The organism is Actinomycetospora termitidis (assembly GCF_030286555.1).
GTDB classification, from domain to species: domain Bacteria; phylum Actinomycetota; class Actinomycetes; order Mycobacteriales; family Pseudonocardiaceae; genus Actinomycetospora; species Actinomycetospora termitidis.
Genome location: NZ_JASVWF010000003.1, coordinates 964128 through 982266 on the forward strand (window position 1 = coordinate 964128; position 18139 = coordinate 982266).

The 18139-nt window shown below is 73.9% G+C and carries 20 protein-coding genes; 12 read left to right on the top strand and 8 right to left on the bottom strand.

Annotated features, from left to right (window positions below):
- The first annotated feature begins 48 nt into the window (after positions 1-48).
- Positions 49-1047: an aldo/keto reductase gene (locus QRT03_RS18110; RefSeq protein WP_286054336.1), complete on the top strand. Its 999-nt coding sequence runs from the start codon at positions 49-51 to the stop codon at positions 1045-1047.
- A 16-nt stretch (positions 1048-1063) separates the two neighbouring features.
- Here the strand turns inward: QRT03_RS18110 and QRT03_RS18115 are convergent, their stop codons facing one another.
- Complete coding sequence (locus tag QRT03_RS18115; RefSeq protein ID WP_286054337.1) at positions 1064-1501, bottom strand: SRPBCC family protein; 438 nt, start codon at positions 1499-1501, stop codon at positions 1064-1066.
- A gap of 2 nt (positions 1502-1503) precedes the next feature.
- Entirely contained in the window at positions 1504-2625 is a 1122-nt protein-coding gene (locus QRT03_RS18120) for an alpha/beta hydrolase (protein ID WP_286054338.1), read from the bottom strand.
- Between the two features lie 69 nt (positions 2626-2694).
- Here QRT03_RS18120 and QRT03_RS18125 point away from each other — a divergent pair, with 69 nt between their 5' ends.
- Entirely contained in the window at positions 2695-3213 is a 519-nt protein-coding gene (locus tag QRT03_RS18125) for a GNAT family N-acetyltransferase (RefSeq protein ID WP_286054339.1), read from the top strand.
- Between the two features lie 88 nt (positions 3214-3301).
- Positions 3302-5326, top strand: coding sequence for an HNH endonuclease signature motif containing protein (locus QRT03_RS18130; RefSeq protein WP_286054340.1), 2025 nt, complete (start codon positions 3302-3304; stop codon positions 5324-5326).
- A gap of 10 nt (positions 5327-5336) precedes the next feature.
- Here the strand turns inward: QRT03_RS18130 and QRT03_RS18135 are convergent, their stop codons facing one another.
- On the bottom strand, positions 5337-6164 hold the full coding sequence (locus QRT03_RS18135; RefSeq protein WP_286054341.1) for a PhzF family phenazine biosynthesis protein: 828 nt from the start codon (positions 6162-6164) through the stop codon (positions 5337-5339).
- Between the two features lie 78 nt (positions 6165-6242).
- Here QRT03_RS18135 and QRT03_RS18140 point away from each other — a divergent pair, with 78 nt between their 5' ends.
- Positions 6243-6602 (top strand): DUF2256 and DUF3253 domain-containing protein, encoded by a 360-nt coding sequence (locus QRT03_RS18140; RefSeq protein WP_286054342.1) that lies wholly within the window; start codon positions 6243-6245, stop codon positions 6600-6602.
- Here QRT03_RS18140 and QRT03_RS18145 read toward each other — a convergent pair.
- Genes QRT03_RS18145 through QRT03_RS18160 form a run of 4 tightly spaced genes read right to left on the bottom strand, consistent with a single transcriptional unit; the run spans position 6599 to position 10210 of the window.
- Positions 6599-6988, bottom strand: a complete 390-nt coding sequence (locus tag QRT03_RS18145) for a VOC family protein (protein WP_286054343.1) — start codon at positions 6986-6988, stop codon at positions 6599-6601. The two genes, QRT03_RS18140 and QRT03_RS18145, sit on opposite strands and share 4 nt — an antisense overlap.
- A 44-nt stretch (positions 6989-7032) precedes the next feature.
- Positions 7033-8427: a pyridoxal phosphate-dependent decarboxylase family protein gene (locus tag QRT03_RS18150; RefSeq protein WP_286054344.1), complete on the bottom strand. Its 1395-nt coding sequence runs from the start codon at positions 8425-8427 to the stop codon at positions 7033-7035.
- Positions 8420-9709: an MFS transporter gene (locus QRT03_RS18155; protein WP_286054345.1), complete on the bottom strand. Its 1290-nt coding sequence runs from the start codon at positions 9707-9709 to the stop codon at positions 8420-8422. Before QRT03_RS18155 ends, QRT03_RS18150 begins: the two co-directional genes overlap by 8 nt.
- Before the next feature lie 18 nt (positions 9710-9727).
- Complete coding sequence (locus QRT03_RS18160) at positions 9728-10210, bottom strand: flavin reductase family protein (protein ID WP_286054346.1); 483 nt, start codon at positions 10208-10210, stop codon at positions 9728-9730.
- A gap of 87 nt (positions 10211-10297) precedes the next feature.
- Here QRT03_RS18160 and QRT03_RS18165 point away from each other — a divergent pair, with 87 nt between their 5' ends.
- Positions 10298-10876, top strand: coding sequence for a TetR/AcrR family transcriptional regulator (locus tag QRT03_RS18165; RefSeq protein WP_286054347.1), 579 nt, complete (start codon positions 10298-10300; stop codon positions 10874-10876).
- On the opposite strand, the gene QRT03_RS18170 is transcribed toward QRT03_RS18165, so the two are convergent.
- Positions 10851-11978 (bottom strand): cobalamin-independent methionine synthase II family protein, encoded by a 1128-nt coding sequence (locus QRT03_RS18170; RefSeq protein ID WP_286054348.1) that lies wholly within the window; start codon positions 11976-11978, stop codon positions 10851-10853. The two genes, QRT03_RS18165 and QRT03_RS18170, sit on opposite strands and share 26 nt — an antisense overlap.
- A 181-nt stretch (positions 11979-12159) precedes the next feature.
- Here QRT03_RS18170 and QRT03_RS18175 point away from each other — a divergent pair, with 181 nt between their 5' ends.
- The 7 genes from QRT03_RS18175 (at position 12160) to pcaD (ending at position 18066) form a co-directional block, all read left to right on the top strand.
- Positions 12160-12882 (top strand): alpha/beta fold hydrolase, encoded by a 723-nt coding sequence (locus QRT03_RS18175; protein WP_286054349.1) that lies wholly within the window; start codon positions 12160-12162, stop codon positions 12880-12882.
- Positions 12879-14051, top strand: a complete 1173-nt coding sequence (locus QRT03_RS18180) for an FAD-dependent monooxygenase (RefSeq protein WP_286054350.1) — start codon at positions 12879-12881, stop codon at positions 14049-14051. The genes QRT03_RS18175 and QRT03_RS18180 overlap by 4 nt, the downstream gene beginning before the upstream one ends.
- Entirely contained in the window at positions 14048-14917 is an 870-nt protein-coding gene (locus tag QRT03_RS18185) for a dioxygenase family protein (protein WP_286054351.1), read from the top strand. Before QRT03_RS18180 ends, QRT03_RS18185 begins: the two co-directional genes overlap by 4 nt.
- 43 nt (positions 14918-14960) lie before the next feature.
- The gene (locus QRT03_RS18190; RefSeq protein WP_286054353.1) at positions 14961-15860 is read left to right on the top strand and encodes a LysR family transcriptional regulator; all 900 of its coding nucleotides are present in this window, start codon (positions 14961-14963) and stop codon (positions 15858-15860) included.
- Positions 15857-16957, top strand: coding sequence for a mandelate racemase/muconate lactonizing enzyme family protein (locus QRT03_RS18195; RefSeq protein ID WP_286054355.1), 1101 nt, complete (start codon positions 15857-15859; stop codon positions 16955-16957). Before QRT03_RS18190 ends, QRT03_RS18195 begins: the two co-directional genes overlap by 4 nt.
- A 10-nt stretch (positions 16958-16967) precedes the next feature.
- A complete protein-coding gene (gene catC, locus QRT03_RS18200; RefSeq protein WP_286054356.1) occupies positions 16968-17246 on the top strand; it encodes a muconolactone Delta-isomerase in 279 nt (92 codons plus the stop codon).
- Between the two features lie 61 nt (positions 17247-17307).
- Complete coding sequence (gene pcaD / locus QRT03_RS18205; RefSeq protein ID WP_286054357.1) at positions 17308-18066, top strand: 3-oxoadipate enol-lactonase; 759 nt, start codon at positions 17308-17310, stop codon at positions 18064-18066.
- The last annotated feature ends 73 nt before the right edge of the window (positions 18067-18139 follow it).

Here is an 18139-nt window from a genome sequence, read left to right on the forward strand (position 1 = left end):
ATGCCGTAGTGGGGATCGGTCCGGGCCCCACCCGGGCACTCCGTGACCATGGAACGACGAACCCTCGGATCGCAGGGCCTGTCCGTGTCCGCCCTCGGGCTCGGGTGCATGGGCATGACGTTCGCCTACGGCGGCCAGGACGACGACGAGTCCCGCGCGACCCTGCGGCGTGCCCTCGAACTCGGCATCACCTTCTTCGACACCGCCGACATGTACGGCCCGCACACCAACGAACAGCTGCTCGGCAGCGTCCTCGGCGCCCACCGCGACCAGGTGGAGATCGCGACGAAGTTCGGCAACGAGATCGGGCCGGACGGGAAGGGCACCGGCCGCGTCAACGGGCGGCCGGAGTACCTGCGCGGCCAGATCGACGGCTCGCTCGCGCGCCTGGGCACCGACCACGTCGACCTCTACTACCAGCACCGGGTCGACCCCTCGGTGCCGATCGAGGAGACCTGGGGTGCGCTCGGCGAGCTCGTCGAGGCGGGCAAGGTCCGCCACCTCGGCATCTCGGAGGCCGCGCCCGAGACCATCCGGCGGGCGCACGCCACGGCACCGGTGAGCGCCGTGCAGACCGAGTACTCCCTCTTCACCCGCGAGGTCGAGGACGACGGCGTGCTCGACGTCTGCCGCGAGCTCGGCATCGGCTTCGTGCCCTACAGCCCGTTGGGCCGCGGTTTCCTGTCCGGGGACATCCGGTCGACCGACGACCTCCCCGAGGGCGACTGGCGCCGGAACGCCCCGCGCTTCTCCGGCGAGGCCCTGCAGGCCAACCTGCGGGTCCTGGAGCAGGTGGAGGAGATCGCGTCCGCGAAGGGGGTCCCGACGACGGTGCTCGCGCTGGCCTGGGTGCTCGCGAAGCAGATCCCGCCCGGGGTCGTGCCGATCCCGGGCACGAAGCGTCGTCGCTACCTGGAGGAGAACGTGCGCGCCCTCGACGTCACGCTGACCGACGACGAGCTCGCCGCGATCGACGAGGCCGCACCGCTCGGCGTCGCGACCGGCCAGCGCTACCCGGAGGCGGCGATGGGCGGCCTGCGCCGCTGAGTCCTCGACCAGGTCCTCAACGCGACTCGGCGTCCGCCTTCACCGAGGCCAGGTTCTTGCGGGCGGAGCGGTGCATCGCCCGCTCCAGGCCCCAGTTCGGCACCGGGACGGTGACCTCCATCGTGGAGGTCATCGTCAGCTCCGTCCCGGTGCCGGACTCCGCCGCCTCGTAGGCGATGGTGCTCTCGCCGATCAGCTTCCCGCCGTCCTTCGTGCAGGTCAGCGTCACCGACGCGTCGGTGTAGGCGACGTCGTACACCGCGGTGGTGGTGAACCCGATGGCGCCGAGCGTCACCTCGATCCGCGACGGCCGTCCGTCGTCGCCGCGGGCGACGACCTTCGCCTCCTTGGCCTCGTTGGCCCAGCGGTCGGTGTTCTCCAGGTCGGCGACGACGTCGACGACCGTCGACACCGGGGCGGCGATGGAGATGGATTCCTTCACGGGTCCGGCCATGGTCAGTTGATACCCGCGCCGTGGCCCTCCACGCCCGGGGTGTCGAGGGCCATGGCCTGGGAGGACGACCGCGGGCCGGTCAGGGCGATCCCCGCGCGCAGGGCCGACGCCGCGTCGAGCACCGCGTCCCGCGCGGCGGGGATGAGCCCGGCGAACCCGGCGTAGCCGTGGACGAGGCCGGGGAAGCGGCGCGCGACGACCGGGACCCCGACCCGTCGCAGCGCCGACACCAGCTCCTCGCCCTCGTCGCGCAGCGGGTCGAATCCGGCGGTGGCGACGTACGCAGGCGGCATGACGTCGAGGTCGTCGGCGTCGAGCAGCGCGGTCGGCCGGATCGGGTCGAGCCCCTCGGGCAGGTAGAGACCCTCGAACCACTCGACGTCCTGGGTGCGCAGGCCGAAGCCGTCGGCGAACAGCTCCCGCGAGCCGCCCGAGCGCCCGGCGTCCGTGACGGGATAGAGCGCGAGGACGAACTCGGCGGTCGTCTCGCCACGACGGGCGAGCTGGTGGGCCGCCGTCAGGGCGAGGTTGGCGCCCGCGGAGTCGCCGCCGACCGCGACGGCGCCGGCCCGGAGCTCCGCGCGGTGGTCCAGCACGTACCGCAGCGCCGCGACGGCGTCCGCGAGGCCGGCGGGGAACGGGTGCTCCGGCGCCAGCCGGTACTCGACGGACAGGACGCGGGCGCCGGCCTGCTGCGCGAGCGCGCGGCACAGCGGGTCGCCGGAGACGATGCTGCCGAGCGCGAAGCCGCCGCCGTGGAAGAAGACGAGCAGGCCCGCCGTCGACCCGGAGACGTCGACCGGCTCGTACAACCGGGCGTCGAGCGTCCCGGGCGCGTCCCGCGACGGGCCCACCGGCACCGGGATCGTGAGCGAGCGGCTGACGACGCTGCGGGTGACCTCGGCGAGGCCGGTCGCCGCCTCGTCGGTGAGCCGGCGCTGGTCGGAGATCGGTGGCTCCTCGCCGGGGTTCGCGGCCAGCGAGATCAGCTTGATGACCATCTGGACGTCGAGATCGAGGACCTGGCCGTCGAGCTCGACGCGGCGTCCGGCGATCGCGCGCTTCACCGGCCGCGGGAGCCCGACGAGCCCACGCAGCACTCGGCGCAGGATCGGGAACTTCACGCCGCCGAGCCTAGGAGCGTCGCCGATCAGGCGCCCGGGCGGCCCGGGGAGATCACCGATGATGGGGTCATGACGACGTTGCTGGGGCTGCTGACCCGCCTCCGCGCCTGGCGCGACGACGACGCCGAGGCCATCTTCCGCGCCTGCCAGGACGCCGACGTGCAGCGCTTCACGACGGTGCCCTCCCCCTACCGACGGGAGGACGCGGACTGGTTCCTGGCGCACCACGTGCACGACGTCGAGGGCGAGGGCGGGGCGTCGTTCTGCCTCGAGGGGCTGGAGGCGCCGGGGCGCGTCGCGGGGAGCATGGCGCTGCTGCACGTGCGGGACGGCGTCGGCGAGATCGGCTACTGGACCGCGGCGGAGGCCCGGGGGCGGGGCTGGACGGCCGACGGGTTGGCGACGCTCGCGGCGTGGACGTTCGCCGAGCGGGAGTGCCGGCGTCTGGAACTGGTGATCGAGCGCGCGAACGAGGCGTCGACCGGCGTGGCACGTCGTGTCGGGTTCCGGGCGGACCGCGAGGAACCGGCACGAGTGCTCCGGGACGGCTCCGTACGGGACGTGGTGGTCCACGTGCTCGAGGCCTGAGATCGTGACCGTTCCGTGATCTTCTGGTGAGCGCCGACCTGGGCTTTCCCGGCCGTGACTGTCGGGGGTTCGCTCTAGTGTTCGAATCATGAGCACGGCAGTGGACTCCGAGCCCCGGGTGGGAGCCGAGACGCTGCTGCGTGCTGTCGACCCCGCCGAGCTGCCGGGTGAGGCGGTGGATGCGGGGATGAGCGCGTGCTTCGCGGCGGTGAACACCGCGGCCTGGCAGCTGTCCCGCTACGTGCTGGAGTGCTCGCGGGCGAAGGCCGGCACCCTCGAGCGGGTGGTGACCCGTCGTCGGGCGGGGAAGGTCGTGGCGCAGTCGCTGGGGTGGTCGGAGAGCTACGCGGCCTCGCGGATCGAGTTCGCCCGCCAGGTCGTGGAGCGGCTGCCGCGGCTCGGGGCGGAGATGGCCGCGGGGCGGCTGGAGGAACGCAAAGCGGCGGTGATCGTCGATCTGGTCGCCGATCTCGACGACGCCCAGGCCCGGGAGGTCGTCGACCAGGTCATCGACGCCGCAGCGGCGCTGCCCTACACGGCGTTGCGTCAGCGGGTGGCGCGGGTGGCGGCGGCGGTGGACCCGGACTGGTGGGAGCGACGCCGCGCGGCGGCGGTGGCGCGGCGGCGGGTGACGTTGCGTTCGGCGCCGTCGGGGGCGGCGGAGTTGTGTGGGCTGGATCTGCCCGAGGACCCGGCCCAGGACGCCCACGACCGGATCGTCGCGCTCGCGGCCGCGGCCCGGCGCCGTCTGGCGCGCGCGGGGATTCGGGTGTCGGTCGGGGAGGTGGAGTGCGAGGTGATGCTGACCCTGACCGGTCCGGCCGGGGCCGGGATGTACGACCTCGACGTCGTCGACCACGTCACCACCACCTTCGGCGGCCCCACCGCCACCGACAACGACGGTGATGACGGCGACCCTGGCGACACCGGCCCCGACGACAGCGGACCCGACGACACCGGACCCGACGACAGCGGACCCGAGGACAGCGGACCCGACGCCAGCGGCCCGGCTGACGGTCGCGACGATGGCGCGCCGGACATCAGTCCCGAGGACAGCGATCCCGAGGACAGCGATCCCGAGGACAGCGATCCCGAGGACAGCGATCCCGCGGAGCCGGCGCGCGGCGCTGGTAGCGAGGCACCGGTGGTCACGTTCCGGGCGCGCACGGTGCTGCGCCTGGAGCTACGCACCGTCCTCGGGTTGGACCGCCGCCCGGGCGAGCTGCCCGGCCACGGCCCGATCGCCAACCCCGAAGCCGTCGCGATGGCCTGGGCCCGCCGACACCAACGCTGGCGGATCGCCCTCTACGACCACCTCGGCCGACTCGAGTACGTCCTCTCGGTCCGACCCCCGGCCACCGGGCCACCCCCGGTCGGCGGGCGCCGCCACGCCCAGATCATCGAGATCACCGCCCACACCCGCGACCTCGACCTCCTCACCGCCGCCTTCGGCACCGACCAACTGCCCCTCACCGACCTGCGCGCCCTCGGCCCGATCCCGCACGACCTGCCGACCGTGCCCGGTGACGCTCTCGGGTTCCTGCGCCGCGCCGCCCGCGCCCTCGCCCGCGAACGCGCCCGCCCACCCGAAGAGCACCCCGCCGTGAGCACCGCTGAAGCCGGGAACCGGTTCCCCTCCACCCGGCTACGGGACTGGGTCACCGCCCGCGACCGCACCTGCCGCGCGCCGGGCTGCACCGTGGACGCCACCCGATGCCACGCCGACCACACCCTGGCCGTCACCGACGGCGGCCAGACCGTCGCCGACGACCTCGGTGCCCTGTGCCAGGCCGACCACCTCGACAAACACGACGACGACGCCGGCTGGACCGTGCACCAGACCCACCCCGGGCGTTTCGAGTGGACCTCCCCCACCGGGCGGGTCCACGTCCGTGAACCCGAGCCCTACCGCCCGCTACCCGACCCCGTCCCGCGCACCTGGATCCGCCACCACGACGACTGGCAACCCCGCCCCATCCTGCCGGGCACACCCCGACCCAACCGGCACGGTCTGATCACCGACGCCTCCCGCGACACCCAGAGCCACCTCTGGCGACGCGCCCAACAACGACGAACCGAGACGACCGACCTCGACGACGGGCCGCCCTTCTAGCCGCAGCGGATCAGACGGCCAGCGTGCCCGTCACGCCGACCACGGTGTCGCCGCCGACCCACACCCGCCCGTCGACGTGCTCGACATGCACCCGCCCCCGCCGTCCGAGGGCGGTCCCCTGCGCCGCCACGTAGGACGACGGCGCGTGCCCGACAGACACGAGCCACTGCCCGAGCCCGGCGTTCAGCGAGCCGGTCACCGGGTCCTCACCGACGCCGACGGCCGGGACGAAGGCCCGCACCTCGAACGCGGCCTCGGACCCGCTCGGGTGTGGCCCGACGACGCCGACGTTGTATCCCCCGACCGCCAGCGCCCGCAGATCCGGCGTGAGGCCGAGCACCGTGGCGGCGTCCGGGAGCAGCACGGCCACCCAGCCCGGGCCGTTGTCGACCCACGCCGCGTCGACGACGTCGTCCACCCCCAGCCCTGACCTCAACGCCTCGAGGTCCGCGGGGTCGACCGGGCCGGAGCGCACCAGCGGCGGCGCCTCGAACGCCGGCCGCTCTCCCCCGCGCACCCGCACCAGGCCCGCGCCGCACTCCTGGACCGGGCCCGCCCCGTCGTCGGGAATCCCTCCCGCCTCCGACCAGGCCCGGGCGGAGCCGAGCGTGGGGTGGCCGGCGAAGGGCAGCTCGCGGCGCGGCGTGAAGATGCGCAGCCGGTAGTCCGCGGCGGAGGTCGTCGGGCGCAGCAGGAACGTCGTCTCCGACAGGTTCGTCCACGAGGCGATCGCGGCCATCTGCGCGTCGCTCAGGTCGTCGGCGTCGTGGACGACGGCGACCGGGTTGCCGGCGAAGAGTTCGTCCGTGAACACGTCGACCTGGGTGAAGCGGTGCACGATCCCGACCCTTCCCGACGTCGGGTCGGGGCGGCAGAGCCACCCACGACCAGGTGGCAGAGCGGGTACACCGGGACCGTGGAGGAGAAGACCTGCGCCACCTGCGGCCGCCGCATCGAGTGGCGGAAGAAGTGGGCCCGCGACTGGGAGAACGTGCGCTACTGCTCCGACGCCTGCCGTCGGCACAAGCCGGACGACACCGACCGTTCGCTGGAGACGACGATCGTCGAGCTGCTCGACCAGCGCGCGGCCGGGAAGACGATCTGCCCGTCCGAGGCGGCGAAGCAGGTCGGCGGCGACGGCTGGCGCGACCTCATGGAGCCCGCCCGCCGCGCCGCACGCCGCCTCGTCGACGCCGGGACGATCGAGATCACGCAGCAGGGCCACGTCGTCGACCCCTCCACCGCGAAGGGGCCGATCCGGCTGCGGAAGGTCTAGCGCCCGGGGCTGCCCTCGTAGCGGCGGGTGATCACCTCGAAGTGGTGGCCGCCCGGGTCGTCGAAGTACAGGCCGCGCCCGCCGTTCTCGTGGTTGATGCGGTTCGGCTCGCGGGACCCGGGGCCGGAGAAGTAGACGACCCCACGCTCCTCGAGCCGGGCCCGGACGGCGTCGAACTCGTCGTCGGACAGGTGGAACGCGACGTGCTGGCCGGGGAACTCGAACGGCGGCACGGCGTAGTCGATGGTCAGTGTGTCGTCGACGTCGACGGCGATGAACGGTCCCGCCGGGCGTGGGTCCGGCAGGTCGAGGACGTCGGCGAGGAAACGCGCGGACGCCTGGGCGTCGTGCGCGGCGAGGGCGAAGTGGTCGAGACGGACGGCCATGGTGGGAGGATCCGAGTCCTCCTCGACGAGGACGTCAAGCACGGTCACCGGGTGAGCCGGTCGAGGAACGCGATCAGCAGCGCCTCCCGCAACCGCGGCGGCGCGGCGTCGAGCAGGGCGTTGACCGGCGCCATGCGATCGGGGACGGCGGCTCCCTCCAGCCCGGCGAGCGCGAGGAGCCCGTCGAACGCGGCGTCGTCGAGCGTCGCCGGGTCCAGGGCCGCCGCCGCCGCACGCAGCTCGGGCGCCACCACCACCGGCCCGGCCGCGACCGCTGCAGCGACCGAGTCGCGCAGCGCCACGACGAGGTCGTCGAGCCCGTCCGCGGTCGCGGCGGAGATCGTGAGGTGCAGCGTGGCGGGAAGGTCGCGGAACGCCATCTGGGGCTGCACGAACCACCCCCGACCGGACAGCTCGTCGGCGAGCGTGAACACGTCCAGCGCCCCGTCGGTGGCCACGGCGAGCAGCGACGCGTCCGGCTCGGCGGCCAGGCGCACGTGCTCGGTGCCCCGGACCAGGTCGGCGACGGCGGCCGTCGTCGCGAGCGTCGTCGCCACCAGCTCCCGGTAGCCCTCCACCCCGATGTGCCGCGTGACCGCCCACGCGGCCGCGAGCGGACCGCCCGAGCGCGTGGACTGCATCGTCGCGTTGAGCATCGTGTAGCCCGGCCAGTCGGCGCTCGCGAAGAACTGCGGTCGGCGCAGCGCCGGGTCCCGGTGCAGCAGCAGTGAGACGCCCTTCGGTGTGTAGGCGTACTTGTGCAGGTCCGCCGACAGGCTGGTGACGCCCGCGACGGCGAGGTCCCACGGCTCCGGGTACGCACTCCACGGCAGCACCCAGCCGCCGATGCAGGCGTCGACGTGGCAGCGGACCCCACGGTCGGCGGCGAGAGCGGCCACCGCCGCGACCGGGTCGACCACCCCGTGCGCGTACGACGGCGCCGAGACCGCCACCAGCACCAGCCGGTCGGCCACGGCGTCCATCGCCACCGCCATCGCGTCGGGCACCGCCCGCATCGTCGCCAGGTCGACGTCGACCGCGACCAGCTCCACCCCGAAGTAGTGCGCGGCCTTGTGGAACGCACCGTGCGCCGTCGTCGGGACGACCATCGCCGGCCGGTGCACCCCGGCCGCGTCCCGCGCGGTCTGCACGGCCAGCAGGATCGACTCCGTGCCGCCGGAGGTCACGGTGCCGACGGCCGTGTCCGGTGCGTGGAACAGCGGCCGCGCCAGCGCGACCAGGTCCCGCTCCATCGCGGCGAGGCTGGGGAAGGCAGTCGGGTCGAGGCCGTTGGTGGCCCCGAACGACGCCAGGGCCGCCCGCCCCACCGCGTCCGCCTCCGCGAGCCCGGAGTCGTAGACGTACGCGAGTGTCCGCCCGCCGTGGGTGGGCAGGTCGTGGGCCCGCAGGGCCTCCAGCTCGGCCAGGACGTCAGCCATGGGAACCCCCGTAACGACGGATCGGGATCAGGCTCACCGCGACGAGCACCGCGGGCACCACCGAGAACCCCAGCGCGATCGCGAGCAGCGCGGACGGCGACTGGGCGGTCCCTCCGGTGGAGGCGACGTAGCCACCCGCCGCGAGCACGAGGCCGTAGAGCCCCGGCCCGAGCGCCAGCCCGAGGGTCTCGCCCGCGGTCCAGAGCCCGGTGAAGACCCCGGTGCGGTTGACCCCGGTCGCCCGCGTGGCCGCGGCCGCCACGTCGGGCAGCATCGCCAACGGACACAGCTGCGTCCCCGCGTAGCCGATCCCGGCGACGCCGGCCGCGACGTACGCGAGCGCCGGGACCTCACCCGCCGTCGTGACCAGCGCCAGGGACCCGACCACCAGCAGGACCGTCGAGACGACGTATCCGGAGCGCTTGCCCCACCGCCGCGACCAGCGTTCCCACAGCGGGCTGACCAGCAGTGCCGGCCCGACGAACGCCGCGAACAGCACCGACGACGCGGCCGGGTCGGCCAGCAGGTACCGCGCCACGTAGGCCACCCCGGCGAGCAGCGTGCCCACTCCGAGCGCCTGCGCGACGAACGCCAGCAGCAGCCGGCGGAAGTCCGGGACGGCGAGGGCGACCCGGAGCTGGGCGCGCAGCGGACCGGTCGGCGCGTCGGTGGGGTCCTCGGCGACCCCGCGCGTCGCGACCCAGGCCCCGAGGGTGCCGACCAGCAGGAGCAGGCCGACGTAGACGCCCATCGCGCGGTGCCCGGCCGCGTCGACCACCAGCGGCGCGGTGCCGCCGGAGAGCAGGATGGCGAGCGCGATCACCGCCACCCGCCACGACATCATCCGGGTCCGCTCGTCGGCGTCCGGCGTGATCTCGGCCGGCATCGCGTTGAAGGGCACCTGGAAGAACGCGTAGGCGGTCGCGCACAGCAGGAACGCCACCACCACCCAGGTCGCGGCGAGCGCGGGCGGCGCCGTCGGGCCGGCGAAGATCAGGGCGAACGTCACCGCCAGGGCGATCCCGGCCCGCAGCAGGAACGGCCGCCGGCGTCCCTGCGGGGAGACGCTGCGGTCGCTGACCCGGCCCGCGATCGGGTTCAGCAGCACGTCCCACGCCTTGGGCACGAACACGATCAGCCCGGCGACGGCGGCCGCGACGCCGAGCGTGTCCGTCAGGTAGGGCAGGAGCAACAGCCCCGGCACCGTCCCGAACGTGCCGGTGGCGACGCTGCCGAGCGCGTACCCGCGGCGGACCCGGGCGGGCAGGACCGCGGCCACCACCGGTCGGCGCCGTCGGGGCTAGAGCGCGGCGTCGGTGCGCGCATAGGCGCCGCGGTGGAACACCAGGGGCGGCAGCTCGGCGGTCGCGAGGTCCTGGACCGCGCCGACGACGATCAGGTGGTCACCACCGTCGTGGGAGGCGTGCAGCGTGCAGTCGATCCACGCCGTGGCCCCGTCCAGGATCGGTCCCCCGGACGGCGCCGGGCTCCAGCCGACGCCCGCGAACTTGTCGGTGCCCGACTTCGCGAACTGCGTGGAGAGGTTGCCCTGGTCCTGGGCGAGCACGTTGACGACGAAGCGGCCCGTCCCCTCGATCCGCGGCCACGACGACGAGCCGCGCCCCGGCAGGATCAGCACCAGCGGCGGGTCGAGCGAGAGCGACGAGAACGACTGACAGGTGAAGCCGGCGGGCTCCCCGTCGACGAGGCCGGTCACGATCGTGACGCCCGACGGGAAGTGCCCGAGCACCGAGCGCATCGTGGTCGGGTCCGTGCTCGCCATGGGGCGCATCCTTCCTCGGTCACCGGAGTCCCCGTCACGGTAGGCGTCCGGGCCGCACGATGCGATCTCTCCTACGCTGACCCGCTCATGGAGCCCGCCCCGCGCCGCGGTCGCAGCAAGGACCGGTCGAAGGACGCGGCCGTGCTGGACGCGACCGTCCGGCTGCTCGCCTCGCACGGTGTGGCGGGGACGTCGATGGACCGGGTCGCGAGCGCCGCGGGCGTGTCGAAGGTGACCGTCTACACGCGCTGGCGGAGCAAGAACGAGCTGGTCGGGGCCGCCCTGGCGCACCTGCGGCTGGGCCACGTGCCGGAACCGACCGGCGACGTCGAGGCCGACCTCGTCGCCCTGCTCACCGCCATGCGCGAGCAGTACGACGAGGTCGGCGCGATGAGCATCCTGGGCACCTGCCTCGCCGACGAGCGCGGCTCCGGGGGTGAGCTGCTCGGCATCGTGCGCGAGGCCACGCTCCTGCCGCGCCGTGCGCTGTTCGCCGCCGTGCTCGCGGCGGGCGTCGAGCGCGGCGAGCTGCGGGCCGACCTCGACGTCGAGGCCGCCACCAGCCTCGTCGTCGGGACCCTGTACGCCGACCACCTCGCGGGCCGGACCACCGACCCGACGTCCGCGGTCGCGCTCGCCCTCAGCGGGTGGCGAGCCGCTCGCTGACCAACCGCGCGCCCTCGGCCATCGCGTCGAACTTCGCCCACATCACCCGCGGGTCGACCTCCGGGCGGTAGGTGGCCTGCGAGGAGAACCCGCAGTCCGCACCCGCCATCACCCGCTCCGGACCGACGAGGCGCACGAATCGCTCCAGGCGCTCGGCGATCAGCTCCGGGTGCTCGACGATGTTCGACGCGTGCGTGATCACGCCCGGCACCAGCACCTTGTCCGCGGGCAGCGCCACGGTCTCCCACAGGTGGTACTCGTGCTCGTGGCGCGGGTTGGCGCTCTCGAAGGAGACGTACCGGGCGTTCACCGCGAGGACCAGGTCGATCACGTCGGCCAACGGGACGTCGAACACCCGCGGGCCCTCGTTGATCGAGTAGCAGGTGTGGAAGCGGACCCGCTCCGGCGGGATCCCGCGCAGCGCGTGGTTCACCGCCTCGACGTACATCCGCCCGCGGCGTTCGCGGGTCGCCTCGTCGTAGCCGTGGAAGCTGAAGATCTCGGTGAGGAACGGGTCGTCGACCTGCAGCGTGAACCCGGCGTCCACGATCGCCCGGTACTCGGTGTGCAGCGCGTCCGCGACGGCGAAGTAGTACGCCTCCTCGGACTCGTAGTACTCGTTGACCCCCACCCCGCTCGGCGCGATGGACGGGACGAACGCCTCGCCCGGGTCGACGGCCGCGGCGAGGTTGTCGAGGTCGCGCCGCAGGGCCTCCTCCTCCTGGTAGACCAGCGGCCCGGTGCACACGACCGGCTCGATCGTCCCGACGGTGCCGCCCATCATCGCCTGGGCGAAGTACCGCTCGTAGTACTCCGGGAACGCCTCCTGCTCGGCCGCGAAGCTGTACACCGTCTCCGCGCCCGGCCGGCGCTCCAGGCCCCCGAGGCGCTCGGTGACGTAGCTGAAGAAGCCGAGCTTGCCCATCTCGCCGTCGGTGACCACGTCGATCCCGTGCTCGCGCTGCTGCGCCACGATCCCGGCCACGGCCTCCCGCGTGGCCCGCTCGCGGGCGGCCGGGTCGACCTGCGGGTCGGCGAGCAGGTCGAGCAGCGCGGTCGGGCGCGGCAGGCTCCCGACGTGGGTGGTGCGGATGCGGACCACGGCGTCCCCTTTTCCTGAACCGGATAGTTCAGGTGAAGCTAGGACCGTTCCCGACGACGGGTCAACCGCGGCGTCATCAAGAGGTTTTACATCTCAATCGTGCTCAATTCTGCGCTTTCTCCTCCTGGATGAGCTGTGTCACGCTGGTCCGCGAGACCTGCACGACGAGGAAGGGTTCACCGTGGAGACCTTCGTCCTGATCACCGGCGCCTGGCACGGCGGCTGGAGCTGGCGCCCCGTGGCCACGAAGCTGCGGGCGGCGGGGCACCGCGTGTACACCCCGACGCTGCCCGGGCTCGACCTCGGCGACGACCCGCGCGGGGTCACCCTCACCGACTGCGCCGACGCCGTCGTCGACCTCGTCGAGCGCGAGGACCTCACGGACGTGACGCTGCTCGGGCACAGCTGGGGCGGCTACGTCCTCTGTGGCGCCGCGCCCCGCCTCGCCCCGCGGCTGCGCCGGAACGTCTTCTGGAGCGCCTTCGTCCCGCAGGACGGCGAATCGCTCATGGACGCGGTGCCCCCGCACTACGCGGAGCTGTTCACCGCCCAGGCCGCCGCGAGTGGGGAGCAAAACACGGTGTCGCTGCCCTTCGAGGTGTGGCAGGGCGCCTTCATGCAGGACGCGAGCGAGGACGCCCAGCGCGCGGTGTTCGGCCTGCTCGCCCCGCAGCCCATGGGCACCTTCTCCGAGGCCCCGAACCAGAAGCCGTTCTTCGACCTCGACGTGCCGAGCGCCTACGTGCTCTCCGTCGACGACGTCGCCCTCCCGCCCGGGGAGTACGGCTGGACCCGCTTCCCGGAGCGCCTGGGCGTCACCGCGATCGAGGCGCCCGGTAGCCACGAGGCCAACTTCACCCGCCCCGGCGAGCTCACGGACGCGTTCCTGAAGGCCTGCGCATGAGGGTCGCCGTCGTCGGCGCCGGGATCGGCGGGCTGACCCTGGGACTCGCGCTACGGGCCCGCGGGATCGACGTCGACCTCTACGAGCGCGCCGCCGAGCTCCGCGAGGTCGGGGCGGCCGTGGCGCTGTCCGCCAACGGCACCCGCGAGCTGATCCGGCTCGGCGTCGACGACGCGCTCGACCGCGTCTCCACCCAGCCCACCGAGCTGATCTACCGCGACGGTCGCTCCGGAGAGAGGATCGCCGCGCACCCCGGCGGCTCCACCTACCGCGAGCGCTTCGGCGCGCCCTACTGGGGCATCCACCGCGTCGACCTGCAGCAGGGCCTCGCCCGGGCGTTCGGCGCCGAGCACCTGCACCTATCCCGGACCGTCGTGGGCGTCGGCGACGACGGACGCTCCGTCCGCTTCGCCGACGGCTCCGAGGTGACCGCGGACGTCGTCGTCGGAGCCGATGGCGTGCACTCCGTGGTGCGGGACTTCGTCGTCCCGGGCGAGGGGCCGCGCTACTCCGGCACGAGCGCCTTCCGCGGCCTCGTTCCGCGCTCCGCGCTGCCGTCGCTGCCCGACCCGCCGGCCATCCAGTTCTGGGCCGGCCCGCACGCCCACCTGCTGCACTACGCCCTCGGCGGCGTCGAGCGTGACGACGACACCGTCAACTTCTTCGCGGTGCTGTGCGGGCCGGACACCTGGGACGGACCCAACCGGGAGGTTCCCGACGGCGAGCTCCTCGCCGCCTTCGAGGGCTGGCACCCCGCCGTCGTCGAGATGCTCGCCGCGGTGCCGCAGAGCCCGCGCTGGCCGCTGCTCTCCCAGCCCCACCTGACGCGCTGGACCCGCGGCCGCGTCGCGCTGATCGGCGACGCCTGCCACGCCATGCTGCCCCACCACGGGCAGGGCGCGAACCAGTCGATCGAGGACGCCGTCGTCCTCGCCGGCCTGCTCGCGGCCCACGGTCCCGACGAGGCCCTCGCGGCCTACCCCCGACGACGCCGGGCCCGCACCCGCGCCGTCTCCACCAGCGCCTGGGAGACCGGGACGCTCCTCCATCTCCCCGACGACGACGTCGACGGCCTGAAGGCGCGCGACGCGCGCTTCGCCGGCTACCTCGACGCGAACGCCTGGGTCCACGATTACTCGTCCACCACCACCGAGAAGGAACCCGCATGACCACCACCGAGGACCAGCCCGTCTCCGACGCCGCGACGGCCGGCTCGCACGCCACCGACATCGCCCGCTCCGGCGCGGCCACCTTCCGCACCGGCGGCGGCAGCGTCGACGAGGCCCGCGTCGCGACCGTGGTCGGCGCGGCCCTCGAGGGCATCCGCGCCGCGATCCGCGAGAACAAGGTCACCTACGAGGAGTTCGACGCCTTCAAGCGCTGGCTGATCAGCGTCTCGGACACCGGCGAGTGGCCGTTGTTCCTCGACGTCTACCTGGAGTTCGAGGTCGAGAAGGTCGCCGCCGAGACCCAGGACGGGTCCGTCGGCACCATCCTCGGCCCGTTCTGGCTCGACGGGCAGGCCCAGCTGGACTCGCCGGCCACCCTGCCGATGCGCGACGACGAGCCCGGCACGCCGATGATCCTGGCCGGGCAGGTCACCGACACCGACGGCACGCCGCTGGCCGGCGCGAAGGTCGACATCTGGCACACCGACGAGGAGGGCTGGTACTCCGGCTTCGCGTCGAAGCCGCCGGCCGGGAACCTGCGCGGCGTCGTCACCGCCGACGACCAGGGCCGCTACGAGATCCACACCCGCAAGCCCGCGCCCTACACGATCCCGCTCGACGGCCCGACCGGTCAGATGACCCTGGCCGCCGGCTGGAGCCCGTGGCGCCCCGCGCACATCCACCTGCTGGTCACCGCGCCGGGCCACCGCACGCTGACCACCCAGCTGTTCTTCACCGGCGACCCGTACCTCGGCAACGACGTCGCCTCGGCCGACAAGCCGGAGCTCACCCTCGACCCCCAGCCCACCGGCCACGGCGACGAGATCCGCTCCGACCGGGACTTCGTGCTCGAGCGCGACGCCTGAGCAGGGAGACGTAGCGCAGCGGAGCTCGACCGACAGGAGCACAGTGGACCTCCGGCAGCTCCGCTACTTCGTGACCGTCGCCCGCACCCGGCACTTCGGGCGGGCGGCGCAGGAGCTGCTGATCGCCCAGTCGCCGCTCTCGCAGGCGATCCGTCAGCTGGAGTCGCACCTCGGCACGCCGCTCTTCGAGCGGACCACGCGCCGGGTCGACCTCACCGCCGCGGGCGAGGCGCTGCTGCCGGAGGCCGTCCGCATCCTCGAGTCGGTGTCGGCCGCCCGGGACCAGGTGTCCCGGGTGGCCGCCGGCGACCTGGGGGCTCTGCGGGTGGGGACGACGGCGCTGGCCACCTACCGGCACGTGCCGCGGCTCGTCCGGCGGCTCGCCGCCGAGCTGCCCGGCGTCTCCCTGACCTTCCGCACCGAGATGCTCACCCCCGCCCTGGAATCCGCCCTGGCCGACCACCGGATCGACCTCGCGGTGCTCCGCCCGCCGGTCCGCGACGAGACCCTCGCCGTGCACCTGCTCGCCCGCGAGCGCCTGGTGCTGGCCGTGGGTGACGACGACCCGGAGACCGGACCCGTCGACCTGGCCGGCCTCGCGGACGCCGACTTCGTCGTCTACTCCGCGCCCGGCTCGGTCGTCGGGGCGGCCGCCGAGCGGGCCTGCCGTGCGGCCGGGTTCGTCCCGCGCCACACCCACGAGGCCGACCAGACCTCGATCGTGCTCGCCCTCGTCGCCGCCGGCGTCGGGGTGGCCCTGCTGCCCGAGTCCGTCCTCGCCGTCGCCGTCGCGGGCGTGCACTACCGCGAGCTCCGCCGTCCCGCGCCGGGTACCGCCGACGTCGCCCTGGCCTGGCGCCGCGACGACCCGTCCCCCGCCCTCGCCAAGGCCCTCGCCGTGCTCACGGCCGACGACCCCCAGCCTGGAGACCCGCCGTCATGAAGATCAGCTCCGTCGAGGCGATCCCGCTCGCCGTGCCGTACCGGCGGCCGTTCGCCTTCGCCAGCGGCACGGTGACCGCCGCCGACCACGTCCTCGTCCGCATCACCACCGACGACGGCCTCGTGGGCGTCGGGGAGGCCCCGCCGCGGCCGTACACCTACGGCGAGACGGCGAGCTCGGTCGTCGCGGCCGTGCGCGACCTGTTCGCGCCGGTGCTCGTCGGCGCCGACCCGTTCGCCCGCGAGCGCATCCGCGCCGACCTGCACCGCACCGTCGCGAACAACGCGGCCAAGGGCGCGGTCGACACCGCGCTGTGGGACGTCGTCGGCCAGGCGTGCGGGCAGCCGGTGCACGTGCTGCTCGGGCACGCCGCGGACGACGTGCGGGCGGCCCACATGATCGGGCTCGGCACGCCGCGCGAGATGGTCGCCGACGCCGTCGAGATGCGCGACGACCACGGCGTGGAGGCGTTCAAGGTCAAGGTCGGCCGCGAGCTCGGCGTCGACCTGGCCGCGGTGCGGGCGCTGCGCGCCGAGCTGGGCGACGCGGTCGAGCTCTACGCCGACGCCAACCGCGGCTGGGACGCCGACACCGCGATCGTCGCCGCCCGTCGCCTGGCCGACCACGGCGTGACGATGCTCGAGGAGCCCAACCCGGCCGACGACGTCCTCGGCCGGCGGCGGATCGTGCGGGCCTCGCCGATCCCCGTCGTCGGGGACGAGTCCACGATCACGCTCGGCGGGGTCGCGCGGTCGCTGCTCGACGGCGACTCCGAGTCGATCAGCGTCAAGGTCGCCCGCACCGGGTTCACCGACTCCGCCAAGATCGTCGGGCTCTGCGAGGGCCTGGGGGTCTCGGCCATGATCGGCAACCAGATCGACGGCATGGTCAACACCGTCGCGTCGGTGGCACTGGGCTGCGGACTGGCCGCCCTGGCCCGCCACCCCGTCGAGGTCACCAACTTCCTGCTGATGAGCGACGACGTCCTCGCCGAGCCGCCGGTGATCACCGACGGTCGGATCGCCGCCCGGCAGGCCCCCGGCCTCGGCGCGACGATCGACCCCGACAAGCTCGCCCACTACCGCACCGACACCTGAGGGAGCCCCCGTGCAGTTCCTCGTCCGGATGGACGTCCGCCTGCCCCACGACATGCCGCAGGACGTGGCCGACGACCTGCGCGCCCGCGAGCGCGACCGCGCCCACGAGATCCAGCGCGCCGGGAAGTGGCCGGAACTGTGGCGGGTCGTCGGGAGGTACGCGAACTACAGCCGCTTCGACGTCGAGTCGGGCGACGAGCTGCACGAGCTGCTCTCCAGCCTGCCGCTGTTCCCGTACATGGAGATCGAGGTGACGGCGCTCACGCGCCATCCGTCGAAGCTCGACTGACGCTGCCGGTGATCGGAAGAGCCCGTGTCCTACTCACGGGTCATGAGAGAGGGTGACCGGTGTGCGTCTCCACCTGACCGACGACGGGCCCCCCGACGCTCCGGTGCTCGTCCTGCTGTGCTCGCTCGGCTCCACCGTGGACATGTGGGCCCCGCAGCGTCGCGAGCTCGCGGACACGTACCGGGTGCTCACCCTCGACACCCGCGGGCACGGCGGCTCCCCCGTGCCGGACGGCCCGTACACCGTCGAGGAGCTCGCCGACGACGTCCTCGAGACCCTCGACGGCCTCGGCGTCGGTCGGGCGACGTTCGCCGGCGTCTCGCTGGGCGGGGCGATGAGCCAGGCGATCGCCCTGCGCGCCCCCGAGCGGGTCGCCGCCCTGGGACTCCTGTGCACGTCGTCCCGCTTCGGCAACCTCGACAGCTTCGCCGAGCGTGCCCGCGTCGCGCGGGCCGAGGGCGTCACGGGTCTCGCGGACGGCGTGGTCGCGCGGTGGTTCACCGACGACGTCGATCCCGAGGTGCGGACGCGGATGCGGGACATGATCGCCGCGACGCCGGCCGAGGGCTACGCCTCGTGCTGCGAGGCGATCGTCGCGTGGGACTCGCGCGACCGGCTGGCCTCGATCACCGCGCCGACCCTGGTGATCTCCGGGGCCGAGGACCCGGCGACGCCCCCGGAGCACGGGCGGGCCATCGCCGACGGCATCCCCGGGGCCCGCTTCGAGATCGTCGACGACGCCGCGCACCTGGCCTCCTACCAGCGGCCCGAGGTCGTGACCCCGCTCCTCGCCGAGCTTCTGAAAGGAACTGCTGCATGAGTGAGATCGACAAGGTGTGGGCCTCGGCCGACGAGGCGGTGGCCGACATCGCGAGCGGGTCGTCGCTGGCCGT